23 protein-coding genes are annotated in these 24,704 nt (G+C 57.5%); 9 read left to right on the forward strand and 14 right to left on the reverse strand.

Translation table 11 applies throughout. The features are described 5' to 3' along the window. Positions 1 to 26: 26 nt before the first annotated feature. The 3 genes from IB272_RS27975 to IB272_RS27985 all read right to left on the reverse strand — a co-directional run bounded on the left by IB272_RS27975 (position 27) and on the right by IB272_RS27985 (position 3,097). Entirely contained in the window at positions 27 to 197 is a 171-nt protein-coding gene (locus IB272_RS27975; RefSeq protein ID WP_162728724.1) for a hypothetical protein, read from the reverse strand. 21 nt (positions 198 to 218) lie between these two features. Beyond that, on the reverse strand, positions 219 to 1,232 hold the full coding sequence (locus tag IB272_RS27980) for a methyltransferase (RefSeq protein WP_034803348.1): 1,014 nt from the start codon (positions 1,230 to 1,232) through the stop codon (positions 219 to 221). Between the two features lie 1,280 nt (positions 1,233 to 2,512). After that, positions 2,513 to 3,097: a TetR/AcrR family transcriptional regulator gene (locus IB272_RS27985; RefSeq protein WP_234852818.1), complete on the reverse strand. Its 585-nt coding sequence runs from the start codon at positions 3,095 to 3,097 to the stop codon at positions 2,513 to 2,515. 70 nt (positions 3,098 to 3,167) lie between these two features. On the opposite strand from IB272_RS27985, the gene IB272_RS27990 reads away from it, so the two are divergent. Then, positions 3,168 to 3,950: an NAD(P)-binding domain-containing protein gene (locus IB272_RS27990; RefSeq protein WP_192445498.1), complete on the forward strand. Its 783-nt coding sequence runs from the start codon at positions 3,168 to 3,170 to the stop codon at positions 3,948 to 3,950. A gap of 310 nt (positions 3,951 to 4,260) precedes the next feature. Here the strand turns inward: IB272_RS27990 and IB272_RS27995 are convergent, their stop codons facing one another. The 4 genes from IB272_RS27995 to IB272_RS28010 all read right to left on the reverse strand — a co-directional run bounded on the left by IB272_RS27995 (position 4,261) and on the right by IB272_RS28010 (position 9,277). After that, entirely contained in the window at positions 4,261 to 5,343 is a 1,083-nt protein-coding gene (locus tag IB272_RS27995) for a fatty acid desaturase (protein ID WP_192445499.1), read from the reverse strand. 990 nt (positions 5,344 to 6,333) lie between these two features. Then, complete coding sequence (locus tag IB272_RS28000; protein ID WP_210339520.1) at positions 6,334 to 6,636, reverse strand: hypothetical protein; 303 nt, start codon at positions 6,634 to 6,636, stop codon at positions 6,334 to 6,336. Between the two features lie 270 nt (positions 6,637 to 6,906). After that, the gene (locus IB272_RS28005; RefSeq protein WP_246810447.1) at positions 6,907 to 8,115 is read right to left on the reverse strand and encodes a GSU2403 family nucleotidyltransferase fold protein; all 1,209 of its coding nucleotides are present in this window, start codon (positions 8,113 to 8,115) and stop codon (positions 6,907 to 6,909) included. A 694-nt stretch (positions 8,116 to 8,809) separates the two neighbouring features. Then, on the reverse strand, positions 8,810 to 9,277 hold the full coding sequence (locus IB272_RS28010) for a low affinity iron permease family protein (protein ID WP_060519015.1): 468 nt from the start codon (positions 9,275 to 9,277) through the stop codon (positions 8,810 to 8,812). A 443-nt stretch (positions 9,278 to 9,720) separates the two neighbouring features. Here IB272_RS28010 and IB272_RS28015 point away from each other — a divergent pair, with 443 nt between their 5' ends. The 3 genes from IB272_RS28015 (at position 9,721) to IB272_RS28025 (ending at position 11,583) form a co-directional block, all read left to right on the forward strand. Then, positions 9,721 to 10,215 carry a ferritin-like domain-containing protein gene (locus IB272_RS28015; RefSeq protein WP_034799916.1) on the forward strand — a complete coding sequence of 165 codons (495 nt, stop codon included), beginning with the start codon at positions 9,721 to 9,723 and terminating at the stop codon, positions 10,213 to 10,215. A 143-nt stretch (positions 10,216 to 10,358) separates the two neighbouring features. Beyond that, a complete protein-coding gene (locus IB272_RS28020) occupies positions 10,359 to 10,841 on the forward strand; it encodes a pyridoxamine 5'-phosphate oxidase family protein (protein ID WP_060607934.1) in 483 nt (160 codons plus the stop codon). Positions 10,842 to 11,112: 271 nt separating this feature from the next. Continuing rightward, on the forward strand, positions 11,113 to 11,583 hold the full coding sequence (locus tag IB272_RS28025) for an MgtC/SapB family protein (protein ID WP_060519019.1): 471 nt from the start codon (positions 11,113 to 11,115) through the stop codon (positions 11,581 to 11,583). 389 nt (positions 11,584 to 11,972) lie between these two features. Here IB272_RS28025 and IB272_RS28030 read toward each other — a convergent pair whose 3' ends face one another. From IB272_RS28030 to IB272_RS28040, 3 genes are all read right to left on the reverse strand, one after another. Then, a complete protein-coding gene (locus IB272_RS28030; RefSeq protein ID WP_060519021.1) occupies positions 11,973 to 13,715 on the reverse strand; it encodes an adenylate/guanylate cyclase domain-containing protein in 1,743 nt (580 codons plus the stop codon). A gap of 463 nt (positions 13,716 to 14,178) precedes the next feature. Next, positions 14,179 to 14,481, reverse strand: coding sequence for a DUF982 domain-containing protein (locus tag IB272_RS28035; protein ID WP_082566340.1), 303 nt, complete (start codon positions 14,479 to 14,481; stop codon positions 14,179 to 14,181). 1,303 nt (positions 14,482 to 15,784) lie between these two features. Next, entirely contained in the window at positions 15,785 to 16,432 is a 648-nt protein-coding gene (locus tag IB272_RS28040; RefSeq protein WP_246810448.1) for an MOSC domain-containing protein, read from the reverse strand. 774 nt (positions 16,433 to 17,206) lie between these two features. Here IB272_RS28040 and IB272_RS28045 point away from each other — a divergent pair. Then, positions 17,207 to 19,219 (forward strand): methyl-accepting chemotaxis protein, encoded by a 2,013-nt coding sequence (locus IB272_RS28045; RefSeq protein ID WP_234824545.1) that lies wholly within the window; start codon positions 17,207 to 17,209, stop codon positions 19,217 to 19,219. Between the two features lie 367 nt (positions 19,220 to 19,586). Next, positions 19,587 to 19,778: a hypothetical protein gene (locus IB272_RS28050; protein WP_034799920.1), complete on the forward strand. Its 192-nt coding sequence runs from the start codon at positions 19,587 to 19,589 to the stop codon at positions 19,776 to 19,778. A 527-nt stretch (positions 19,779 to 20,305) separates the two neighbouring features. On the opposite strand, the gene IB272_RS28055 is transcribed toward IB272_RS28050, so the two are convergent. From IB272_RS28055 to IB272_RS28065, 3 genes are all read right to left on the reverse strand, one after another. Next, positions 20,306 to 20,830 (reverse strand): hypothetical protein, encoded by a 525-nt coding sequence (locus IB272_RS28055; RefSeq protein ID WP_127890334.1) that lies wholly within the window; start codon positions 20,828 to 20,830, stop codon positions 20,306 to 20,308. A gap of 39 nt (positions 20,831 to 20,869) precedes the next feature. After that, the gene (locus IB272_RS28060; RefSeq protein ID WP_127890335.1) at positions 20,870 to 21,391 is read right to left on the reverse strand and encodes a hypothetical protein; all 522 of its coding nucleotides are present in this window, start codon (positions 21,389 to 21,391) and stop codon (positions 20,870 to 20,872) included. Positions 21,392 to 21,482: 91 nt separating this feature from the next. After that, a complete protein-coding gene (locus IB272_RS28065; RefSeq protein ID WP_192445500.1) occupies positions 21,483 to 21,866 on the reverse strand; it encodes a transcriptional regulator in 384 nt (127 codons plus the stop codon). 221 nt (positions 21,867 to 22,087) lie between these two features. Between IB272_RS28065 and IB272_RS35425 the strand changes: the two genes are divergently transcribed. After that, positions 22,088 to 22,216, forward strand: a complete 129-nt coding sequence (locus tag IB272_RS35425) for a hypothetical protein (protein WP_255382115.1) — start codon at positions 22,088 to 22,090, stop codon at positions 22,214 to 22,216. An 88-nt stretch (positions 22,217 to 22,304) separates the two neighbouring features. Here IB272_RS35425 and IB272_RS28070 read toward each other — a convergent pair whose 3' ends face one another. Further along, positions 22,305 to 22,547: a hypothetical protein gene (locus IB272_RS28070; protein ID WP_034799922.1), complete on the reverse strand. Its 243-nt coding sequence runs from the start codon at positions 22,545 to 22,547 to the stop codon at positions 22,305 to 22,307. A 351-nt stretch (positions 22,548 to 22,898) separates the two neighbouring features. Between IB272_RS28070 and istA the strand changes: the two genes are divergently transcribed. Beyond that, on the forward strand, positions 22,899 to 24,197 hold the full coding sequence (gene istA / locus IB272_RS28075) for an IS21 family transposase (RefSeq protein WP_034804431.1): 1,299 nt from the start codon (positions 22,899 to 22,901) through the stop codon (positions 24,195 to 24,197). Continuing rightward, a partial coding sequence (locus IB272_RS28080) for an ATP-binding protein (RefSeq protein WP_210339521.1) occupies positions 24,197 to 24,704 on the forward strand: 508 nt, incomplete at its 3' end. The genes istA and IB272_RS28080, both read left to right, overlap by 1 nt.

Here is a 24,704-nt window from a genome sequence, read left to right on the forward strand (position 1 = left end):
TCGGGTATATTTGAGGGTTTGCATGTTTAGCTGCTTGGGGAATTGCGCAGGCGGTTCGGTTTTCCCGACGGCACTTCAAGAAACGTCGGCTGCTGGTAGCGGCGCTTTTGCGGCGACTGTTCAAAAGTCAGATTGAGCAACGGCGTTGTCAGCTGCCGGCAATCGAAATTGCTCCAGTGGTCGGTCTTGCGGAACAACGGTCGGGGTTTGGTTTCCGATCAACCGGGCTTGAAGCCGATCACCATCGAGTCCGGCCCCAGCAACGGCTCGACGCGCGTGGACACAAAACCGGCGTCGCGCATCCAGGCTTGGCAGTCGGCGCCGGTATAATCGAAACCGCCGCGGGTCTCGATCAGCATGTTCAGGCTCATCAACAGGCCGAAGGCGTTCAAGCGGCGCTCGTCGTCAATGACGGCGTCGTAGACGATCACGGCTCCGCCTTTCGGCAGCGCAGCGAACGCTTTTTCCAAGAGCTTCCTTTTTTCGGCAAGATCCCAGTCGTGCAGGATGTGCCCCATCACGATCACGTCCGCATTGGGCATTGGGCCGTCGAAGAAGTTGCCGCTTTGGAAGGTGATGCGGTCGGTAAGGCCCTGCCGGGCGACGAAGTCGTCGAATATCGGCTGCACGGCGGGCAGATCGAAGCCGATGGCCTTGAGATGCGGATGCGCTCGCGCGATCACCACCGGCACCATCCCCTGCGCCGCGCCCACATCGGCGAAGGTCGTGTATTTCGACCAGTCGAACCTGGCGGCGATCGCCTGCGCCGCGCCGGCGCTGATCCCGCTCATCGCCTCGAGGAACCCGCGCAGCCGTGCCGGTTCCGCATAGATCGCGGCGAAGAAATCTTCGCTGTGCTTGGCTTCGTTCTGTGGTTCTCCGGTGTGCAGGGCTTCGGTCAGCGAACCCCAGAAACCGTAGAGCCGGGCATTGGCCATTTCGAGGATGCCGCCGATATAGGATGGCTTCGCCTTATCGAGGAAGAGGTCCGTGTCAGGGGCATTACGATAGCGGCCGTCCTCGCGTTCGAGCAGCTTCAGCGCGACCAGGGTGTCGAGAAAGTCGCGGGCCGAGCGGGGATGCAGTTTCAGCCTGGCCTGCAGATCCGGCAGTTCGGCCGGGCCAGTCGCAAGCTCGGTGAAGACGCCGAGTTCAACCGCACTGAGCAGGGCCTTGGACGCCCAGAACCCCATGCCGACCTGCATGATGTTGTTCGGTGTCGTTGTGCCCATCGCTCGTCTCCTCGTGGATCGTGTCGTCGAACGGCATCTGGGATTGGTGCGGAACCCGAAACTGTTCGGCAGCGCTGGCCGTGGACGTCCCGTCTCATCGACGCAATAAAATATTGCGTTCTGCGATGGGGTGCAATTAATCAAGAATCACTAGCAAGGACCGCAATCAAAGATCCCGTTGCGTGACTTCAGGTGGAATTGTTCGCGTCGTGTGATGAGCCTGGGTCTTGCTGGTACGAAGTCAACTTCAGCAGCTACCTTGATCGTCGCACGAGCTATGAGGTTGCGAGACTCGCGCTTTATTTGCCGAAACCTCGGATCGATGTTTCGGTTACGGTCACGGCAGCGAGGACCGCCTCGATATCGCGCCCGCGAATGACGGACGCGGGCGACCTCGAGCGGTTGAACTCCGGGGTGGCGTATTCGCATTAGCTGCTGTCAGGTGGGGCAAAGAAACAGTTCACGTCGTCTTCCGTCGGATGAAGGCAAATATGATACTGCCCATCGCCCGAGGGGATCTCATCGCCATAGGGGATAAAGAACACGTGCGGTCGTCTTGCCATGTGGTGGTCGCCAGCATGCAAGAAAACGGAAAAACCACGAGCCCCTCGCAAAATGTCGGGCGCGGGGATGGCAGCACAATCGCCACCTGCCTCATGGGCCTTGCAGCACGCCAGAGGATAGGTCCAGCCGGTCTTTGCCTGGTGAGCGTCCGTTCGGACGACTCCGACTGAGATTGTCGCAAGAATAATCAGATAAATGGATGATGGCGCGGCTCTCATTGTGCACCTCCTTGGAGGCAGCCCTTCGAAAACGCCGAGAGGTTGCTTGCTGATTGGCAAGTACGAATTGTCTGTTGTCAGCATACTCCCGGGTGCTTGGCGTGAAACCTGAAATATGCTCCTCGGACCAACGGCCAAGGAGAAACACCAAGGGACAAGGTGGGTACTGTCGCGAGGGCGGTTTCCTTGGAAATGCACAACGGGCCATGCGCTCCATCGTAAAAGTGCACAGCCGACCTGTCGCGCGGGGCTTCGCTTAGTCGTTATTGACGCTGGCCTTTCCGCGTCGATTGTTGTGCCGCAGCACCCGCTCGCTGATAGACGAAGCAGCGTTTCTGTAGAGGGCAATCGCGGGTGGTTCGGTGGATGATACGAGCCGTCGTGCATCAATCGGCCGTATGACCGTAGCGGCTGCGAAAGACTGCTGACGCCTGACGATGCATCCTGCGTCGGCCAGCCGGTTTAGGATATTGAGGCTTCAAGCCTCATGGGTAAAATTCACCCAACCTTGCTCGGCTCACTTGCGACCCCTTTGATGATGAGCGCCGCCAGAACGGCCGTGGCGACCCGCTCAGATATCGCGCCGGTTTGCGTTTCGGAAGCAAGCGCCTCCGCTGCACCTAACAGACCGACGCACACAGGATGGATATGGCCAACTTCCAGCTCTGAGAATGGCCGAAGGGCATTACACATCAAATCTATGTATGCGCGAATCATGAGCCGTTGCTGCGCGGCCATCTCTTCTGTCCCTTTGAGCGCCGCGGATATTGCGAGACCTTCTGGGCCAAAATCGGCAAGGCAATTGAAGTATGCTTTGCTGATAATGTCAGCTACGGCGGTGAGCTCCTTTGGCGCTTCGCAAAGCGCGGAGCGGAGACGGTGGACATAGTTTTCCTCCAGCCGCTTGAACAGTGCCAGCAAAAGTCCGGACCGGGTAGAAAAGTGTCCGTAAGCGATCGGACGACTGACCCCTGCTTTTGCAGCCAAGGTCCCGAGCGTCAGTTCATCCGCGCCCTGATCCCGGACAATTTGCATCGCGACATCAAGCATTTGTTCGCGACGCATATCTTTCTTGAGCTTCACGGTTGCCCCTTGCACCTAAAGTTACAATATGTAAGTTACATAGTGTAACTAACCGGTCAAGGGTGAAGTGATGAGTGAAGTAGCTGTCATCGGGCTGGGGCGCATGGGCAGCGCGCTCGCCAAAGCGCTTATAACTTCGGGAAGGAGCGTTACAGTCTGGAACCGAACTCCAGGCAAGGCAGAGGCCTTGGAACACCTCGGCGCGTCGAGGGCGGAAACGCCGTCCGCTGCTATTGCCGCCAGCAGCACACTTATCGTCTGCCTGTCAGACTACGCGGCAACCTCGATGGTCCTCGACGCATGCGCGACAGACTTGCTCCAAGGAAAGACCGTCGTGCAACTCACGTCGGGCACGCCGAAGCAAGCGCGTCAGCTTGAAGAATGGGTGGCGAACCGCGGAGGAAGCTATCTTGACGGCGCGATTTCTGCCTGGCCAAGTCAGATCGGTGGACCTGAGGCCTCGATCGTTATCGCCGGACGAGAAAGTGTCTTCACCTCGCTCGAAGCGAGCTTAAGGCTGCTCGCTCCAAATCTTACTCACGTTGGAAACGATATAAGCCGCGCAAAGGTTCTCTTTAATGCGGCTCTTGCCTATTTTGCCGGGCACTGGATTGGCTTCAGCCACGGGGCGGCGATGTGTGCTGCGGAAGGAATGGATGTCGCGGAATTTGGCGAAACAATAGCCATCAGGTCGGTCGGCGTGGATATCACGCGGCTCGTCGAGATAGCGGATGATTTGAACATCAACACCGCGTTTCCCGCCTTTGCCTCTGATCTCTTTCGCAACGCTACAGACGCGGGGTACGGCGCCGAGGAGCATTGTGCGATTGTTAAAGTGATCCGCGCTTGGTGAAAACGGTTCTCTAAACTGCAGGCGTGCTGCCGCAATACGCTGTGCAGCTAGACGGAGCTGTCCAAATTAACATTTCGAGCGGTCTTGCTTTGTCGATCAGCAAAAAAACCGTGAGGTCGACCCGTTGCAAGCAGGCGATGGAGCCTGGGCGCGACGATGGTGCGATGAAAGCGACCGGAGCGGCTAGTTGGATAACGTTCCTGGACGCTGGCGGGCGCTACGCTGAACCTCTTGGCGAGCGGCTCTTTTGACGGGTCAAGCCGGGGAAGAACGGGGGCTGGCCGCGTGCCGCGGCCGGCGCCTGGTGCGCTCAAGCAGGTGTCGGCAAAGCCGATCGTGCCACAGTTTCGCGCGCGTCTGCTTCTCGAAATGATATCAGTCGGTGGGAGGCCTCGTCCCAAAGGACGAGCTTCACCAAGCCCAGGCTTTGCCTGATGGTGATGCGGCCCATATCTCCCAGTTCAGGATGATCACGTATGACCTCAGGAAGCCTGTAGAAGGGAACTCGGCTCGACAGGTGATGGAGATGGTGCATGCCGATATTGCCGGTGATCCAGCGCAAGGGCTGCGGCAGATCGTAGTGCGAGGCGCCATGCATGGCCGCGTATTGGAACGTCCACTCGGGTGGCCTTGACCAGTGCGTGTCTTCGAACTGGTGCTGGACATAAAACAACCAGACACCTGCAGCCCCAGCAAGAAGGACGATCGGCAGATGGATCAGGAGGAACGGTGCGACACCCACTGCCCAGATAAGAATGCCCGAGAGTGCGGCAATCGCCACATTCGTTGCCATGGTGGAAACCCACGGAAGAGCGCCAGAGCGCATCATTCCGAACGGCAACCTTTGCTTGAACAGGAAGAGCCAGGCGGGACCGATGCCGAACATCACGAGCGGATGCCGGTAGAGGCGGTAACGAACCCGTCCTCCTGGCGTGAGGGCGTCGTATTCGGCAACGGTAAGCGTGGTGATGTCACCGACACCTCGCTCGTCGAGGTTGCCTGCCGAAGCATGGTGTACGGCATGGGCGCGGCGCCAGTAGTCATAAGGCGTTAGTGTCAAAACGCTGATCATTCGGCCCGTCCAGTCATCCAGGCTGCGCCGCCCGAAAAACGAACCATGTCCGCAGTCATGTTGCAGCATGAACAAGCGCAGGAGAAATCCCGCCGCAACAGGGACGATAAGGACCACGCCGAGCCGGTACTCGAAGTGCAAACAGACCCAAGCTCCTGCCCACAGCAGAACAAATGGCACAAGGGTCGCCGTCAGCTCGAAGGTGCTGCGGCCGATATGCGGCTGTCGATAGGTGGACAGGATCTTTAGCCAGGCTTTTTCACGGTCGACGGTTGCTGCCGCGCCGTGGCCGGAAAGCGGGCTGACTCTGGAATTCTTCAAGGCGTCTTCCTAGTTGATTGTGTGACATAGTCGCCTTGAGACATTGCTATGGACGCAACAGGCAAACTGGGATTTTGGGCCGAGATCTCGCTCGCCTTCGAAATCATGTTTCGGCCTTCGACGTGATCGCTCATAGCAGCGCGTTCGCCGGCGGAATAGCGGCAGACCGGCCGACGCCGCCGTTGCATATTGGATGACGCCAAGGCCTTATCTGGAGCATTTGACTGTGCCGGCAATCATGACGAGCCCTTCCGTAGGATACTGGGAGCCTCCGCGCGAAACTTGAGGCCTGATAGCGATTTTGAAAGGAAGGTTCGTTCAGAGCGCGAAGCCAATTGCGCTATAACCAAAGCTAGCGAGCAAATTCGATGGGGCGTTTTATCGATATCTTCACCTAGGCGTCAATCGGTTGTTCGCGTTGTCTGCAGCGCGATGCGAGGTCTCCGCACTCGACGACGACTTCGGGTCTGCCTTTCGCAAAATCCGCGGAACGGCGGACCCTGACCTGAAACTCGGCTTTTAAGTTGTCGGATTTTGGTTTCGACGCCGCTATTCGTTGGGGAAGGGGCTTAAGCAGGGGCTAGCATCAAGAGAACCAGAACCGCCGCTATTATCACGCTGAACCCCAATATGATCTTGATGATTAAACTTGCATCTTCCAAAGAATGCTCCTATTAGTAGAGAAAACGAAGAATACAACCTTCAAAGATATAATCATCTGCACCTGGGGTTGTCTATATCTCAATTAGAAACATCCTTGGATTGCGGACGATCTAGGAAACGTGCGGGATTTTGGTTGGGAGCGATGACGTGGCGGAAGGGCTTCGCGTGCGACCGAAGCGGTCGTTTCAGGCCTTAAATACCGGTCACAGTGTCCATCGGGATTGGTTGAGTGAGGTCGGCGTCTGTTTCTGATCCCAAGGGACTAACTTGACGACCGCCCAAGGACGGCGCACGTCGGTTGGGGCTAACTGCGCGTCGTTCGCTTTGTCAGTCACCTTCCACCTCTCGGGCCAAGCTTTCCCTCAGCTTTGCGGCCGCTTCTGCTACTGCGGCCAAGTGGTGTTCAGAACTCATTTGCTCACGCGCGTGGCGCAAGGCGGGTCGCACCGCCTCGATCGATTTTCCAAAACGTGCCATCCATGGGTAGCGCGGCACCATCCAAAGATGGAAGTGGTGTGTCGTGTCTTCATTGTAGATGTAATACACGTGCTCGATACCCAGTTGGCGCTCCTGCTCACGTCTAATGCGTTGGACCAGTGGCAGAAATTCCGATGTTTCGGCTTGGCTCATTTCCGTCAAAAAGCAAAAATGCCTCTTTGCGGTGACGACGATTTGCCCGGGGATTGGATAGGCGACGTCCTGGTGAGCATGGAAAAAGCGTGTTTCTTGGACCGCGCCTCCAGGGACTGTTCGTCTTCCCGACGTAATCTCGCAACTCAAGCAACCCGAGGTGGTGGAAAGCCTGCTGAAAAGGTGATCGACAGATGAACGCGAACCTTAGCCCTTACGACCCCGGCCCTCGCCAGCGTTGCGGCAAGCCGTCGGAAGTCGTCCTGAAGGTCAGCCAGCAAGTCGTGAACGGCGAGGACAAGCATCTGCCGGATCGCCGGCTGTGCCTCGGTCTGCTGCGAGATCGAGAGGAAAGAGCTTTGGGAAGCGGGAGTAGGGCCTCGAGAACCTCTCAAGGCCGCCGACGCATGCGGGCGCGGTTTCGTACGACAGACAACCGAGAACCTTTTCGAGGGCTTTCACTCCGTTCTTGGGCAGTCTCGATAGGCCGCTGACAATGCCCTCTTTCCACGCATCTCCACGTTCCCATGCTTCCTCCCACGCATCGGCCAGTTCGTCCCCGTGGCGCGTCTCCACAAGCGCTTCGAAGAGCAAGGCGGCCTGCGACAGGTCTTTGTCCGCCTTCACGCGTCCTAGCGTGTCCGTCAGCCTACGCGAAGACACGATCAGCTTGTGGACGGCATACCTCTCGGGAGCGGGGACAAGGACGTTCACGCCCTCGCGGAAGAGAAGCACCGTCCGGACGGGCTCGTAGATGAGATAGTCCAAGAACCGGAGGTTTTCCGCCGACGCGCCGCCGAGGGCGGGCATGGGCGACGGCTTGCCAGTATATTCGTCCGATCCTCGGTTTCCAGTCGGGAACTCCACCCGATAACCCTTGGCGTTCTGGAAGGCCACCACCTTGGCTTTGTCAGCCTGGTGCGGAACCGCTCGGAAGTCGGGATCGACCGACTTGAGGATTTCGAGGATAGGCGGCAGGCTGTCTTGGACCCCAGCCGAGATTGCGAAGTCCTGCGCGAAGTCCGCGTCGCCTGTCTGCATAACCGCCGAGGGAAGGCGGACGCCTAGCATCCCCGCATAGGTGCTGAATGCGACTGACCCGATAAGCACGGCCCGCAACCGAAACAATCCGGCGTCGGCTAGGGCTTTCGTGACGTCGCCCGCAAACTGATCGGGGCCGGGGAGGCCAGCGCGGCGCAGCGTGCTCACCATGCGCCTCCGCTCCCGGATTTTGTCCTTGATTTCCTTGTGGGCCTTCACCCGCTCCGTGATCGCTTCGTCGCTCGCGGGACCGACGTAGCTTCGCTTGTCTTTGCCCTCGGGGGTAGGGAGATCAAAATACCAGTAATTGCGATCTTTGACGGTCACGCTCACGAACCATCCCTCCAAGGGGAAGTCCGCCACGAATTGAGCATCGAGCGTCCGTTGCGCCAGCTCCGCGAACATCGTCCGATAGCTGATGTCGATCTCTTTCATCATTGGTGTTTCCTTATCGAGTGCGCCGGCCCTCTCGGCGACAAGTTCGGCCATCACTTGGTCGAAGCTTCGTTTCCTTCTGCTGATCAAGTCATCTTGGCTCATCTCACCGCTGTTATAAGTCGCTGCCAAGACCTTATAACGATGCGCGGCCTTGTCAATGTTATAAGTCTTTGCCAAAACCTTATAACGGGTTGGCTGCTACGAAAAAACCCCGGAAGACCGGGGTTAGAGTGATGCACGTTGTGTTCTGTTTCGAGCACTGACGATGCTGACTGTGGTGCCGACTTTCGCTTTGCACTGCGCAAAGCTGGATGCAGCGCTCATCAGGATGGCGGCCGTGGTGATCGCTAACGTTTTCATCTGATTGCTCAATTCAGGTAGTAGATTTTCGTTCGTTCCGGTTCGGTGGCCTTGAGGCCGTCTAGCTCGCAGCTGAAGACGGCTGCATATTGCGGGACTGAGAAGCCGTCCTCTGCCCCTTTGACAACGAACGAGATAGTCGTGATCGGTATTCCTTAGAGTTCCTTTCAGACGATGATGGCGGCTTCGGGATAATGATCAACAAACCCTAATTTACTGCCCTCCGCACGATAGCTATCGCGTTCGCAATGGTCGCTTGGATGAACATCTACGACCGCCATGGATCATGGAGAACAACTCGCGCCTGTCGGCGTCCGACACTGGGCCACATTTATCAACGACCCGAGGTGCTTGCTTGAGACGGATTCTCGATATCCTCTCGATTGAAGGCCGGCTTCGACCGATTTTCTCTTGCGTTTCGTTCGGCATGGGCGCTCTGAAGCATTGCATGCGAGCGCTGGGCAGCCTTCTCGCATCGAGCATGCAGCTCCTGTAGCTCCTTGTCCGTCAGTTTCTCGATACCGACGAATTCGTTTTCGGCATCCGTAAACAATATGATTTCGTCGAGTTTGGCCTGCAGCGCCGCCCCATCTCGATTTTGGGTATTTTGAATGAGAAACACCATGAGGAACGTGACGATCGTTGTTCCCGTGTTTATCACTAGTTGCCACGTCTCGGAGAAGCCAAAGAAGGGGCCCGACAGTGCCCAAGCAAGAACCGTGATCACACAGACGATGAAGGCAAGCGGGCTGCCTGTTGCGTGTGCGGTTGCGGTGGCGAACCTTGCAAAGAAACGATCCATGGTCAGGCCTGCGTGCGATGTCGTTGGCCTACAGCGGGTTTACGACAAAACGGGGCACAGCCATGCTTGTTCCCGATGCTGCGAAGATTTGAGATGTTCTTAATTGCTTCCAGTGTTCTGGTCTTTGCGGGTGCGAACAACTCAACTCTTCACGCCGAGTTCGTAGTGTTCTCCAAGGCATGAATTTATCCTACCGACCAGGTGAGCGAATTGCGCTACCCCATCGTCTCATGAACGATCCCGGCGGTTTGCGCTCTGAAAGGGTCGTGCGTGAGCCCTCATCATCAGTGCTTCTTTTCAAGTTTGTAGGTGTCGAGGCGTCTGATCGCCCGCCGCGATTAAATGTGCCGATCGTACGGATGGTATGGTTTGGCGACGAGAAGTGGAACGATTCCTCCGTAAAATGCTTTCTCTCCTGCATTCACCTGCCAAGGAGAGAACCATTGAAATCGCTGGCTGAAATTTTCGAGCATACACTGCAGGATATCTATTTCGCTGAGAACGCCATCACCAAGGCACTTCCAAAGGTTGCTAAGGCAGCCAACAGCGCTGAACTGAAAAAAGCGGCCGAAGAACACCTCTCGGAAACCAAAGACCAAATCAAGAAATTGGAGCAGGTTTTCAAGTCGATCGGCAAGACGGCGTCTGGTGAAAAATGCGATGCCATCGAAGGGCTGATCAAGGAGGCCGACGGTTTGATGAAAGAGGCCGAAGGAACAGCTCTCGATGCCGGACTACTGGCCGCTTGCCAAGCTGTCGAGCACTACGAGATCGCGCGCTATGGCTCTCTTCGTGAGTGGGCCAAGGATCTTGGTCATGATGAGGCGCACAAACTTCTGAGCGAGATTCTCGACCAGGAGAAGGCTACGAACAACAAGCTCACCAACCTCGCCGTGACGTCGATCAACAAAACATCGAAGCGATCCAAGGCGGCCTAATCGCCAAGGGGCGGCCGCGCCCTTTAAAATGGCGCGGCTGGCCGCGGCGCAACCTCTGCAGTTGTCGCTCCGGCAAGGTGAGCCGGTTTCGTGGATTGTCATTCCAGAGCCGTCGTTTTCTTTGGCTCAAAGGAGAAAAGCGTATGACTTACATCGAGGACGACAACGGCGAGGTCTGGGACCTTGCCGAAAAGATCGGGTTCTGCATGCTCACCACTCAATCCGGCGCGGACCTTAAGGCCAGGCCAATGTCGGCCTACATCGAGCGGGTTGAGAACGCCCTGTATTTCTTGACCGACGTCAAGAGCCACAAAGATGACGAGGTCGCGCGCCATCCAAATGTCTGCCTGGCTTTCGCCGACACGAAGAAGCAAAAGTATGTGTCGATTTCGGGCGTAGCCGAGGTACAGAATGACCGCGAGAAGATCCGGGATCTCTGGTCAACTCCTGCCAAGGCATGGTGGGACAGCCCCGACGATCCCTCCATTCGCATTCTCAAAGTTACGCCAAGCTCGGCAGAATACTGGGACAGTCCCGGCACTGTGATCAGCTACATCAAGATGGTAGCGGCAGCCGTCACCAGCGCCCAACCGGACATGGGCGAAAACGCCAAAGTGCGGATGTAGGTATTGGCGGGCCGACGTGGCCTGTCATCTTTGTCGCCTGAGATTACCTCATGAAATCGGTGATGCGGCGGCTTGGCGCGATCGCTCATCTTTTCAACGGGCAGGAAAACGTCTTTCCGCTGATCGCCTCATAATTCCAGACGCGCTGCTGGCGTTATCCGCCGCCACGGCAATTGAACCTCAGGTCGAGACCTGGCGAAAACAGCCGTTGCGCAGGCCATTCTCGTCGGCGCTTCAATTGATCGGCTGCGACATTTAAGGGGAAGTACGTGTGACGGATTGGCTTTTATCTGTTGGTGTGAAACTCGACATTTTTCCGCATCTGGCAGCTTTGATGGTGGCCTACATCCTTGCTCTGCCGATCGGCTGGGATCGCGAACAAAACGAACGAAGCGCTGGTCTTCGCACATTTCCGTTGGTCGCCATCGCCGCATGTGGGTTTATACAGGCTGCAGAGACGGTCATACTTGGCAACGCCGAGGCCACCGCGCGCGTGGTTGAAGGTCTGATCAACGGTGTCGGTTTCATCGGTGGCGGCGCAATCCTTGTCGGCAAGCTCGGCACTCGCGGGACCGCCACGGCGGCGAGCATCTGGGCGACCGGCGCAATCGGCGTCGCCGTGGGGCTCGGATCCTACGATACCGCCATCGTTCTATCGATCGTCACGTTCGCAACGTTGAAAGTTATGACAAATTTCAAGTCACCGAGAAACGAAGCCCTGGCACCGCGGGAAAAGGATTGAGTTAGCGCCATTGTCATATGGCACGAGAGATCCAGCCCTAATCATCGCATGTCCGGATTCCCAGCTTACCACCGGCGCGAGGCTGAATTTCCTGCGGCTACGAGCAAGCGTTTAGGACGGTCGATCCAACCGTCCCGCGTCCCAACCTCTCGTGCAAGCAATGCTGGACCACCTCAGCGCGGCCGGAGCAAGCCAAGCTATTGGCACCGGCCAAGATAGTCTGACTAACGTTACCTGCTGCGGACGCGCTCTCATGGCTCGAGAGCGTTGTGCCTAGGCGGCGCACGTTCGATCAGGCGACCGCAAATCTCGCGCGCACCGGTCTTCCTCCTGGTAATGCTCGACGTTCGGTGTTTGCCGCTCGATCCGCCGCGAAACCTCGGCTTTCTTCACTCTGGCAATCCGGCCATGCGATAGCCTTCGATAAAGCGCTGGACTGTTTGTGGATCGCGAGCAGGTTGGGCCGCGGCCCAGTGGGAGATGGTGAATTTCGGAGCCATTGCCATGAAAAGTGCTGCTTCCCGCATTGCCTCGTCTGTGCGACCGAGTTGGGCAAGGCTGGCCGCCAGTATGCGGCGTGAGGGGCTGCGGTAAATCGCCTCCATGCGCAAGATCTTGACGGCTTCTTCATATTGGCAAGCAGCGTAATGGGCGAATCCAAGTTGCCAATAGTACCAGCCTGGCGGGTGCGGGTTGAGCCGAAGCGCCCTTTGGGCCAGTTCGACCGCTTCCGATCCGCGCCCAGCGAAGGCCACAAGTTCTGAACGGATGGCTAGGGCATCTGCATTGTTTGGTTCCAGCGTAAAGGTGGTTGCGAAGGCTTGATCAGATTCGGACCAGCGTTTTTCGTAAGCCCATAGATATCCGACGAACCAGTGACTGGCAGCATCGCCTTCGTCCAACGCAACTGCTTTGTGAGCTAGCTCAAAGGCCCTTGAGCGGTTCTCTTGGGTGGGTTCGATGCCTTGCGCCCATAATTGCCAATAAACAAAAGCCAGACAACGAAATGCCTCTCCATACTCGGCATCGATGGAGACTGCGTGGTTCAAGAGTATCTTGGCCTCGCGCAGCGCTTCTGGGGAACTGTTGAACGCTGAGATCAGAATTCGCCCCCTGACACAAAGATCATATGCTTCCAAGCTCTTCGGACGTTTGCGTGACGGTGGTCGCGCCAAGCGTCCAACGAGGGCCTCGACAATCTTGTCTGTGACTTCGTCCTGGAGACCGAAAATGTCTTCGAGATTTCGGTCGAAACGTTCAGCCCAGATGTGATCGCCGCAAGCGGCATCGATGAGTTGGACGTTGATGCGCACGCGACCGCCGGCGCGACGAGCGCTGCCTTCCAAGATGTAGCGAACACCCAGTTCGCGTGCGACTGCTCGAACGTCAGGTGATTTTCCCTTGTAAGCAAACGTCGAATGCCGGGCAATGACGAACAAGCCGGGATTTCTGGAAAGGTCGGTGATCAGGTCTTCTGTCAAACCATCCGTGAACACGTCCTGTTCGGGCTGACCGCTGAAGTTGGTGAACGGTAGCACGGCGAGGGACGGCCGCGCAGGCAGAGACAACTCTGTATCTTGTCCGTAGACCTTCAAGGCTGCGGGGTCGTAGAGCACACGATATACATGAACTTCCTCGGCGATATTTTTCAGGGATTTCGGGCCGAGATCATCGAAGCTGAGCGCGAGCTTCCGCTTGACTTGGTCGTGGATCGCCGCGGACAGGTAGATGGCGCCTGGGTCGGCAAGGCTTTGTAGCCGGGCGGCGATGTTGACGCCATCGCCATACAGGTCGCTGCCATCTATCAGGACATCGCCGAGATTGATTCCGATGCGCAAGACGACATGGCGCGTCTCGGGCAAGGCAGCATTGGCGGCCTGCATCTTCCGCTGCAACTCAATCGCTCCGGCCAAGGCATTGACCGCGCTTGGAAACTCAATGAGAACACCGTCACCCATCAATTTGACGATGCGGCCGCCATGCGCACCTACGATAGGCTGGAGGATTGTCGTCCGACGCTCCTTCAGCGCTGCGAGCGTGGCGATTTCATCCTCCTCCATCAATCGGGAGTAGCCAACAACGTCCGCGACGACGATAGCGGCGAGGCGGCGATGAATGTGTTTTTCGGCCATTGAGCAGAAGGTTCCTCACTAGTTGCAAAGTGCAACGCGGTTATCTTTGCGGCCTGAGATTTTCGGCCACGATGGCCCCGTTTGGAAGCATACGCCTGTTGCAATCGGCACGACAGGCGCATGCTGACGTGCCCGGCTTCTTCAAGCCGCAACACGTGACAAAGACGCAGAGGAGGGATGTGCTGCACCTATTGATCGCGTGTTCTTGCGACAAGCCGGCGAACAAGTGGCCGCGTCGGCCCGTTCAGCGACAGTTGCGCGGAGAAGAAAAACGAGCGACAAGTTCGGGAGGGCGATTGCAAGGGGTAGAGGCGAAGACCCACAATGAAGCAAGCGGAGAGCGCACGTTCGTGGTCGATCTCGCCGGTACGGATGCCGTGGACTCCGGGATTTTCACCTGGGATATCGTCCGGGACCTCGCCTACGGAGATTCGCGGAACTAGTTCCGAAGCGGTACTCCTGGTCAGGCCAGTGGCTTGCCGTGAGGTCCCGAACGCGCATGATAGTGGGCAGCGACGCCTGACGTTTGCATATTAGCCTCCATGCACGCACCAATGAAGGCCTCGCGCGCGACTGCAGAGGGAACCGAACGGTTCAGCGCGCCCCGGCATGTCGTCACGGCTCGTTCATAGCCCTGTCCGTGCCTTATCGGCCATTCATGCTCTAGAAAATCCAGCGCGTCGTAAACTGATGCGAATAGGCGGTTCGTTCCTGACTGTAAGCGAACAGATAATGGAACCGCCCAAAGTACCTCAGGAAGGCGCATGATGTCCCCCTTCCGTATCCTAACAGTTTGATAAAATAGAAATAAACTATAGATGACACTATACAGGTAGGGGCTTCGTTCTTCAACGTCCATGCACTAGTCATCTCGGGCGGCAACCTAGTACGTTCGCCGTATGGGGTGGCGAGAACTCCGTTCTGGAGGTATCAGCTACCGGCCAAGGGCCCTTCAAAGCGCCACCTTCGTCGTCTCAAAATCGATGGACAAAGAGTTATGGCGTCTGGGGCCTCCACGGAGACATCACTGTCAGTTGGCCGCCCGCTTGAGCCCCCAGATACGCATGAGTTCATTCGGCCCTGAAATGCCGGCGTTGCGGACGGATGGGTCGGCCGAGTTCCTTTTGGTCTGTCCCACCCGCACGGGCAAACCATGTCTGAAGCCGTCCAAAAGGTAGTACGACAGCTGGATTTGCTTGGGCCCTTCCAGCGGCTCCGCGTACCCCACTCTTTTTCCTGTACTCGTCCGGACACGGGCACAATCTTCAGCACGTTCAGCCGCTGTAAAAAAAACGCCCGCGTCGGCATTATGAGGGTCGACGACCCTTGTACAGTGCCAGATGGACAAGGGCGGCCACTCTTTCTGCGTCGGCGAGCCCGCACCAGATCACCCCTTTCGTCAGGCGATCGGATGGTGGCCGTTTCCATCTCACGCATTGCCCCACCCGTGGAAATACGACCAAATAAACACGGGATCGATAGACGCCGTGACTGCGGCAGGTGTGTTCAAAAATCTGTCGGATCAACGTTGCCATTTTCTCGGAACAAGTGCTGCCTGTTCGACGTTGAGCGACATTCGTCGGCTTCCACGGCCTTATAGGACGCGTGAGGCGACCAGCACATGCAGGACGGTAGTTAACGATGACACACGGCAATCAAGAGGCAATCGCTGGGAAAACATGCGTCACTGCAAAACCCACTCGCGCGCGCTCAGTCGAACCTTTCGAGACAGTCTACAACGGCCACTACGATCTCACGGAATTTATTGCCATCTACAAGTTACAACCTTTGGAAGCCCGCGAGATCCTGGAACGCATAGGCCCCTCACGGACGAAGCTCGACGCATACATGAATGAGCTTCGCGTTCAGGCCCAGAAGTAGTCAAAAGTCGCCCACGTCCTCGATCGTTCGGGGTGACGACCGCGATCAGCAAGTGCTCCGTCTGAACGACTCAACCGCGCCGGCGCTCGTTAAGCGGAGGGGGATGGGGTCGGAGGCAAGTGTGGATGAGCCTCCGGCGGCACTATGGGCGACCAAGAGACGGATACCAGGCCACACTGCGTACCATCCTAAAACTTGATCAGGCCGTTCGAAAGAAAGGCCCGCAGCTTGGCGTGCACCGGCACGGACTGATAGAGGGCAATTAGTTCTGGCGACCCCCTCTTGCCATGGTGTCTTGCCATCTCTGTCATCGAGACGCGCTCTCCGGCGTAAGGCACGTACCGCACGAGCGCTCCTGCGGTGACGTAGCCGGGGTGAATAACACGGCAGTAAAAGCCGGGGCGAGCGACCTTTTTGTATATTTTGGGAAAGCCATGATCTCCCATTCTATCCGCAAGTACTCGGCACGGCATCCGGGGCGCTGTTACTTCCATCACGAGATCGCCTATTAGGAGACGGTCGCCGACCGACACGATTTGGTTGTCCAAACCTGCAATACACAGATTTTCGCCAAATAGCCCGTGATTGATAGGCTTGTTGAGCGCCCTTTGCCACCAAAGGCGGGTTAGGTTTCCTTCAACGTAAACCGCCTGCTCGGGACCGCCGTGGTATTTTCCATTACAAACGGCGTCGTCTGCAAGACCCTCGAACCCAACGAAGACCGTTTCGCCTGTTGGGTGCTTGTTGATCCCGGTTTTCATCTTCTTGCCGGGTCTTTCTTCGGGTTTGCCAATGCACACCGCCAACACCTTCAGATCTCGCGTTGCGGCCTTCATGTACAGCCAACCTCCTCAATGATGCGCTTGCTCTCCCAGCGGTGCCTCATCCGCGAGCGCGCTTTGTGCCTGCCACCTTTCACGGTTGTTATGGAACCTCCTTTCTTCAACGGGCGCAACATCGACCATCGATCCTCATAGCGAGGTAGGCGAGTGTTTGGCGCGACGCCCACTTCATCTCTACACGAAGGCGGCAGGGTCGGTATCAAATCTAGGGGAGGGGGAGAACGACGCAGTCTTCGAAAGGCGAACGTTTCTCGCTCGCTCCACTAAACAGTTGGAACCGCCGCCAGTTCCTATCCTCGCAATGAGCGTGCCGCCGGTTGCGTAAGCGTTCGGCTTCGCTTGCGCTCGAATTGAGCGATTTGAAGATGGGCGCCACGACCTGCGGGCGCCCCAGGGGAGCGGTGCTGCGCAAGTTTATATTTGCGGGGGGCATAAGAACAAGGTCTCGCCCGAAAATTGTATTTTCCATCGGTGAAACCAAAATCTGCGTTCCTCGCCGTTTGTGGGTGGAAATTGTCCCGGTTAACACAATCGAATAAACTACAAATTCACTTGATAATTATTGCAACTCAAAGGTGAGGTTGCTGACTATGCTGATGCCGTCTCGTATCAGTGACCCCATTATCCGTTCAATAACCAATTTATTCTATAGGATACTTGCTTCGGGCAATGCAGCCCGGTCCACCTGCTTTCATGTGAGGTATGGCCACTGGCGATAGAAATGAGTTCGGCACGCCAGCAGCGATATCCACATCAGGAATCGTCTTCATGAGAATTAAGAGCCAATTTATCGTTCTGGCATCGGTCACCGGTATGACCATGGCTGGCCTCATCACCAGTCTTTGGGGCTACGCGGGTGCAGCAGCTGATGTTACGCGGGCTTACGACCAGAAATATCACTCGTACATGCTGGCTGACAACTTCCGGCAATCGTCGGATGATTTGACTCGCCTCGTGCGTACCTACGCCGAGACGGGGGACCCTTCCTTCAAGGACCAATACAATGCGGTCGTTGAAATCCGCAATGGAACGCGACCGCGGCCCGAAGACTATCACCGCATCTATTGGGATTTCGTCGCAGGCGGGGACGCAAAGCCGCGTCCTGACGCAACGGCTGTTTCTATGCAAGATCTGATGCAGCAGGCTGGTTTCACCAAAGAGGAATTCGCCCTCCTCGGCGAGGCGGGAAAGCGCTCTGATGCGCTGATCAAGCTTGAAACCGAGGCGATGGCGCTCGTTGACAACGCCGCCAAACTTGGCCCCGAAGCCAAGAGCAAGGCGACGAAAATGCTGAACTCGCCGGACTATCACCGATTCAAGGCCGAGATCATGAAGCCGGTGGATGCCTTCTATGTGAAACTGGAGCATCGCACGCAAGCGGCCGTCGACGAGGCCAGTGTCAAGGCATCGTTCTATTGGATGCTCATCACCATCGCCATGTCCGCTTTGGCGCTCATGCTTTTCATCGTCGGATTCGTCACCTTCAAACGAATTATCGGGGGCATGTACAAGCTTGGGACTTCCATGGGCCTCGTTGCTGAGGGTCAACTGGACGCGCAGATCGAACTTGCTCGCAATGCCGACGAAATCGGCGACATGGGCAAGGCCCTCGAAGTCTTCCGCCAGGGCGCGATCACCAACCGGCGGCTTGAGCAGGAAGCTCAGGAAAGCCGCAAACGCGCCGAAGTCGAGCGCATTGCGATGCAGGAAAAGGCCGAAAATGATGCCGCTGAACGCTTGCGCGTCGCAACGTCGGGCCTTGCAGCCGGCCTCAAGAGACTGGCATCAGGCGATCTGGCCTTCCAGATTAACGATGCCTTCGCGCAGGATTTTGAGACACTTCGCCACGATTTCAATCAGTCCGTTGCTCAACTCGGCACGACCCTTGTGCAGATTTCCGGGTCAATTTCGACCCTCGATACCGGCACGCGCGAGATCGCGGTCGGAACCGACGACCTTTCGAAACGGACCGAGCAACAGGCTGCGTCGCTCGAAGAGACCGCGGCGGCGCTTGACCAGATTACAGTCAACGTCGCCAATTCCTCCAAGCGAACTGAGGAGGCAAAGGGGGTTGCAAGCCGCGCCAACCGTTCGGCAGCCGAATCCGCCCAGGTCGTATCCCACGCCGAAGAGGCCATGCGAAAGATCGAGGAAAGCTCACAGCAGATTTCCAACATCATCGGCGTTATCGACGAGATCGCTTTTCAGACGAACCTCCTCGCTCTCAACGCCGGCGTTGAGGCGGCCCGGGCGGGAGAAGCCGGCAAGGGCTTTGCGGTCGTTGCCCAGGAAGTTCGAGAACTCGCCCAGCGTTCTGCACAGGCTGCCAAGGAAATCAAAGGCCTGATCGACAACTCTTCCGCAGAGGTGGACAACGGTGTGAAACTCGTCCGTGACGCAGGCTCTGCGTTGAAAACGATCAGTGGCTTCATTGTTGAAATCAACACCCACATGGAATCGATCGCCACATCTGCGAAAGAGCAGTCCGCCGGGCTTGCCGAAGTCAACACCGCAGTTAACGCGATGGATCAGACGACGCAGCAGAATGCGGCAATGGTGGAGCAGTCCAATGCGGCTTCCAACACACTTGCGAATGAGGCGGTGCGCCTCAGAGGACTTGTCAGCCAATTCAAACTCCAAGGCGCAACTCAGAGTCCCTTGGCGAACGGGCGAACGACCACAAGAAACGACAGCTCTCAGCCGCATCGGTCGACGCGTAGGACGGCAGCCTACCACGGCAATGCAGCACTCGATGTCAGCAGCGACTGGCAGGAGTTCTGAGCCGCCCGGCCGTCAAAGCAGGTAGAAATACGGGCCTGGCAAGTTTGCCAGGTTTGCTGGCTGCTTTTAGCTGGCGCCCTTCTGTGGTTCCAAGGTGCGACGTTGACCATTTCAGGATCCATGGTCAACGTCGTTCAATTTGGATCGCAGCTAGGTCTCGGTATGGCGGAACACAACGCATGCGGGCACCTGCAGCACTGCTCAGTCACAGGAAATCGACTTGCGGGAAACCCGCGATCCGATGCCACTGAATTTAGTTTGCTCCTCACCAATCGTTTACTTCCTAACGGCTGCTCCATGAGTATCATCGCCTTGATGCCGGGGGCGGCGTCATTCGGGGCAATTTGTCGTCTTGGGAGAGCAACAAATGAACCTGGAGAATTCGAGCATCGCACCGAACGACGTTGCGCTGCTCCAGAGCGTGCTTGACGCATGGTGCCGTCATCAAAAGATCAGCCGAAAAGACGCCACAGCGGAAGCGAAAATCCTCATCAACGAGTATCGAAGAGGCGTTCGTTCTCAGATCGGGTTGATCGACGCGCTCGCCAAGCAGCAGTAGGAGCCGATGGCTTCCCATCGGCCATTTCGCGGGAACAGTTGCTGAGGGTGCATCGGCGCCATCAGCTTTTGGACCCTTCGCAAGCCGTCATCGTTCCACCGGATTGCTGCAACATCGAAGTTGGAGCAGTCTGCCCGCGGACGTCGCCCTCTGACGGGCCGCGTCCAATAGCGCTGCGAAGTACTTCCTGCCTCCCAGCCACTTGCACAGAGGTCGCCGAGTGGGGTTCAGGATTAACGAGGTGCGAGGCAGTCCTCACAAATGCCGCAACCGTCGACATCCATCAGTGAGGCGAGGTGCTTCTGTTGGCAACAGAGGCACACTACGGTATCGGACGTGTTTCGTGGCTCGCGTTCAGGCGGAAGAATTTCGATCTGTCGGTCAGAACTGGCACGGGTTGTCTGTCGATTCATCTCGGGGCTCCATGTCGAAGACGCCACAGAGATAGGAAGCCGTTAAACCGACGCAAGATGTCGATCGCGACGCTCCTTAAAGCGGGACCAAGATGGGGGCGATCCAGCTCGCATTTAATGCGCCTCAAACCGATCCAGCATACTCTGAAGTACCGCATTTTCCTGTCGAAGCTTCCGAACCAGACGCTTTTTCAGCCGGAGGTTTGCATCCTGGAGTGACGCCAGCTCGTCAACAGTGACTGCAATTGCAATGTGCACTGACTTTGTTGGCACGCGCCGCGCCAAACCCGTCGAACGAGGACGCTTCGAACGCTCGGGCGGCTTTACCGGGAAGGTGGCGTTGGCTGACGCATCTGCCGAGCTTGTCTTGGGGACGACACTCTCTTCTGGCACTTCTGGTTGACTAGCGGTTGTTGGGGCATCATCGACCGCCGCAGCCACTGAATTGAGCGGTTCCGTAACCTCCGGTGGCTGGTCACCAATTCGAGCTTCAGCAAGAAACAGATGTGGGACTTCGGCCTCCGCCTCACGCACAAATGCCTTCAGATCGGTGTCGCCCCAAATAGAGGCTGGTCGACCTGTCGAACGTCGGCGCGCCGATTTCACTTCGACAATGAACTTTCGCTGTTGTGGCTTCATCGATATCCAGGGACCAAAGCTGGTTCAGCGCGTAAAGCGTCAAAATCGCTCTAGCATCTTCTTGAGTTGGGCGTTCTGTAGCACCAGCTTCTCCGAAAGCTGACGCCTTAGCATTCTTATTTCCTCATCCAGGGCGGCCACGTCATCGGCTAAAGAGATCGGCTGCTTGGGAGCACGGAGGCTCGGTGAGCCATACTCGACCCGAGGATCCACCGCAACGGAGGCGCTTGATCTCTTGTCTCTTGTTTGCCGTCGGTGTGGTTTGCGTGCGGGTCGATCCGCCTGCTCGGGCGCCTGACCGCCCAAAAGGTTTGTGCTGTGGCTGGCGGTCTCGAAATCAACCGCATTTGCTCCGCCGGTCCGGACATTGTTTTTTACTTCGCTCGGCTCCGGGTCGGCAGCGTTTGTGACCGCATCCGTCGTTTGAGTACTTGCAGGAGGATCCATTCCTGCCAAGGGCGCATCCGAGCTTTCGCTCACGGGCTCCGATATAGATTCCCGGGGCTCGACAGCTCTGCCTCTTGAGGTCAGATCAAGTAAGAACTTCCATGGTGATTTCATGATATCTCGTCATCCAGGATTGCGCCATGCCATCTCCGAAGGATGCTTTGACGAAGACCGATCGCGTAGACGATCGGTCTTTCATTAACACTCAGCTGAGCCCGAGCCGCTTGCGCAACTCAGCATTCTCGGCCCGCAACTTATCGCCGAGCTCCCGGCGAAGCCGCGAATTCTCTTTCTCCAGCTGAAGAAGATCCGCGATCTCGTCATGTACTTGCGATTGCGCGGCCGTCCTCTTGTCGTCGTTCTTCCTTGCGGCGTTTGCCCTTGCGGCGCGCTTCGGTTGACTTGCAGTTTTCGCCTCGGCCGAAGTTTCCTTGCGCTTCCGGCCTTTCCCGGCGCTCGGTGCGGGGCTTGACTCTGCCGTGGCAACGTCCACTTTTTTTGCTCGTGGTCCGCGCTTCTTAGGCGCTGCCACTTCCGCCGGAGCGGTCGCAGTAACCTGGTTGTCGTCCAATTTGACCTCATCTGCCATAAGTCTATTTCCTCTCTGCGGATCGAAAGCATTTGTCCGACGCGCGAAATATGACAGCCACACCACCCGCGGTCGAGACATCAACGATATCAGTGCTACATTGCGCGAGGCCGACCGAGGCAAGTTTGCCAGCGACGAAGATGTGGCGACGTTGTCGGAAGGAAGTCAAGTCTGCCCGTCAATCATGAGTGGGGAGCCTATCCGCTGGTCAGGGCTCTGCAGTGCTTGATGAGATCGGCGCGCTTATCGAGAAGGGCGATCCGGATGTGACGCCTCGCGTGGTGGAAAAGACATCGTCGACATTGCCCGATCGCTGGCGCGTGCGCAAACGCCTCGATAGCGCCTGGTAAGGAGCATGCATCCAGCGAGTTGGACCTGCTCGGGACTAGGCTCGATTGCTTGACTTGGGCCGGCGGGAGGCGAACCTGCGTCAGGGTGCTATTTGATAAAACCTGGATACTGGACTTCTTCTCGATTCACACCTTCGGAATCTAACCGAATGGGGGCGGGATCCGGGGGGGCGCCCATGTAACTATGTGCGACAAGCCAGTCGCGCAAAATAGTCTCAATTGCGGCGGCTCGACCGGCAGGGGACGGTGAAAGCTCCGGGTCGGTCATGTAGGCCGCGAGCCCGGCTTCGATGTCATCAGCAAGGGGAGGCAGGTCTGCGAAACCGGACATGAAAGACTCCTCTGTATCTCACCGATATAACGAGCTTTCATGGCGCCTGTTCCCAGCGAGTTGAACAATTGCTCCAACGGCTCATTTACCCGACAGCGGAACTCTTGTCGGTGCGAAGCAATTGACGGCATCCGTCGGCGGTAACCATTCGAAGAGAAGCTTCTCGCGCAAGAACCGGCTGTCGGCACGTGGTTCTAAGAGATTGCCTGACGGATACGGCTTGGACGCCGCCCTCTCGGCTATCCCCGGGCTGTGGTCGGACCAGCCGACCGCGGCTGTCAGGCGACATGTAAAACTGGTCCGGTAGCGACACCTAAAACTGGTCCCCCTTTCAGACCTTAGGAGGGACTAATGGACGTTGAGACAGGTACGAAGATCTCCGCGAGATTGGCGCGGAGAGAAGCGATGCTCGAACCGGACGAGGTGACTGCGATGCTGCGGCTCAAGAAGCTGGGGTGGGGCACGCGGCGGATCGCGGCGGAGCTGGGATGCTCGCGCACGACGGTACAGCGATACATCGAGACGGGTGGCTGGCGCGGGTATCGGCGAGCCCGCCGGGAAACGCAGCTCTCGAAGCATGAAGCGTGGGTCCGTGAGCGGTTCTTTCGCCATGGCGGCAATGCTGATGTCGTGCGGCAGGATCTGGCTCGAGAACTCGGCATTGAGGTCAGTCTGCGCACGGTTGAGCGAGCGGTCGCGGGGTATCGGCAGCAGTTGGCGGCATCGGCTTTAGCGACGATGCGCTTCGAGACACCGCCAGGCCATCAGATACAGATCGATTTTGGCGAGAAGCGAATGGAGATCGGAGGCGAGAAAGTCCGCGTCTACATCTTCGTGGCAACGCTTGGCTATTCGCGTCGCACATACGCGACGGCGTTTCTCCACGACCGTCAGTCTGCCTGGTTCGATGGGATGGAGGCAGCCTTCAGGCATTTTGGCGGTGTCACAAGCGAGGTCCTTCTCGATAATGCTGCGGCATTGGTAACACGGCACGACGCGGTGACCCGCGAGGTCGTGTTCAACGATCGGCTGCATGCCTTCTCCCGCTATTGGGACTTCCGTCCTCGCGCATGTGCACCATACCGGGCTCGTACCAAAGGCAAGGACGAGCGAGGCGTCGGGTATGTGAAGCACAACGCACTTGCCGGACACAGCTTTGACAGCATGGAAGGCCTTCACCTGCACCTTGCGTGGTGGATGCGCACGGTTGCCGATCTTCGATGCCATGGCACGACAGGCGAACCACCACTTGAGCGCTTTGTCCGCGACGAAGCTATGACGCTACACCCACTAAATGGCAGGCCGCCATTTCGTCAGATCCGAGAACTGCTGCGCAAGGTCCACGCCGATTGCGCCGTTGAGGTCGACACCAACGCCTACTCAGTCCCGTGGCGGCTCATCGGCGAGATTGTCGAGGTGACGATCAGCGGTGGCCAGGTCCGCGTATTCCATGCTGGTCAGCTTGTCGCGAGCCACGCCGAGTCACACGGGCGTCATCGTCGCCTGACGGATCCCGCCCATTTTGTCGGCGTCAGCGGCTTCGGCATGCCTGTCAAGCAAGCCGCGCAGGCCGATCCGCCCGCTCCCAAGCTGCCCGAACTTCTTCGCCCATTGTCGGAATATGAGCGGTTGATCGGAGGGCAATGGTGATGGCAGTTGATCACGACACGCTGATCGGCTGGCTGAGCCGGCTGAAGCTCACCGCCATCCGCGACCAGCTCGACAACCTTCTTGACGAAGCCTCGCGCGCGGATCTCACCATTCGCGAGACGCTCGCATTCCTGTGCGAACGCGAGATTGCAAGGAAGGACGAGAGACGCATCATCATGGCGATGAAGATCGCGCATTTCCCGCATGCACGAGATCTCGAGGGATTTGATTTCGAGGCGCAGCCCAGTGTCGATCCGCAACAGATACGAGAACTCGCCACCGCCCGTTGGGTGGCAAATGGTGATGCCTTGCTGCTGCTCGGTCCACCTGGCGTTGGGAAGTCCCATCTCGCGATTGCGCTTGGAAGAGAGGTCATCCGTCAAAACTACACGGTGTTGTTCACAACGGCGCAGGCATTGGTCGCAACGCTCGTGAGAGCACATGGCGAAGGACGCCTGGAAGAACGACTTGGGTTTCTCGCCAAGCCCAAGCTGCTCATCATCGACG

The sequence above is a fragment of the Ensifer sp. ENS08 genome (genome assembly GCF_014852195.1).
In the GTDB taxonomy this organism is placed as follows: domain Bacteria; phylum Pseudomonadota; class Alphaproteobacteria; order Rhizobiales; family Rhizobiaceae; genus Ensifer; species Ensifer adhaerens.

Bases quoted from the DNA above. Each gene is read 5' to 3' on its own strand.
- IB272_RS28000 (WP_210339520.1), bottom strand. From the start codon at position 6,636: ATGAGCCAAGCCGAAACATCGGAATTTCTGCCACTGGTCCAACGCATT.
- IB272_RS28020 (WP_060607934.1), top strand. From the start codon at position 10,359: ATGACTTACATCGAGGACGACAACGGCGAGGTCTGGGACCTTGCCGAA.
- IB272_RS28045 (WP_234824545.1), top strand. From the start codon at position 17,207: ATGAGAATTAAGAGCCAATTTATCGTTCTGGCATCGGTCACCGGTATG.
- IB272_RS28040 (WP_246810448.1), bottom strand. From the start codon at position 16,432: ATGAAGGCCGCAACGCGAGATCTGAAGGTGTTGGCGGTGTGCATTGGC.
- IB272_RS28060 (WP_127890335.1), bottom strand. From the start codon at position 21,391: ATGAAATCACCATGGAAGTTCTTACTTGATCTGACCTCAAGAGGCAGA.
- IB272_RS28005 (WP_246810447.1), bottom strand. From the start codon at position 8,115: ATGATGAAAGAGATCGACATCAGCTATCGGACGATGTTCGCGGAGCTG.
- IB272_RS27980 (WP_034803348.1), bottom strand. From the start codon at position 1,232: ATGGGCACAACGACACCGAACAACATCATGCAGGTCGGCATGGGGTTC.
- IB272_RS28035 (WP_082566340.1), bottom strand. From the start codon at position 14,481: ATGCGCCTTCCTGAGGTACTTTGGGCGGTTCCATTATCTGTTCGCTTA.
- IB272_RS28030 (WP_060519021.1), bottom strand. From the start codon at position 13,715: ATGGCCGAAAAACACATTCATCGCCGCCTCGCCGCTATCGTCGTCGCG.
- istA (WP_034804431.1), top strand. From the start codon at position 22,899: ATGGACGTTGAGACAGGTACGAAGATCTCCGCGAGATTGGCGCGGAGA.
- IB272_RS27990 (WP_192445498.1), top strand. From the start codon at position 3,168: ATGAGTGAAGTAGCTGTCATCGGGCTGGGGCGCATGGGCAGCGCGCTC.
- IB272_RS28065 (WP_192445500.1), bottom strand. From the start codon at position 21,866: ATGGCAGATGAGGTCAAATTGGACGACAACCAGGTTACTGCGACCGCT.
- IB272_RS28010 (WP_060519015.1), bottom strand. From the start codon at position 9,277: ATGGATCGTTTCTTTGCAAGGTTCGCCACCGCAACCGCACACGCAACA.
- IB272_RS28050 (WP_034799920.1), top strand. From the start codon at position 19,587: ATGAACCTGGAGAATTCGAGCATCGCACCGAACGACGTTGCGCTGCTC.
- IB272_RS28055 (WP_127890334.1), bottom strand. From the start codon at position 20,830: ATGAAGCCACAACAGCGAAAGTTCATTGTCGAAGTGAAATCGGCGCGC.
- IB272_RS28070 (WP_034799922.1), bottom strand. From the start codon at position 22,547: ATGTCCGGTTTCGCAGACCTGCCTCCCCTTGCTGATGACATCGAAGCC.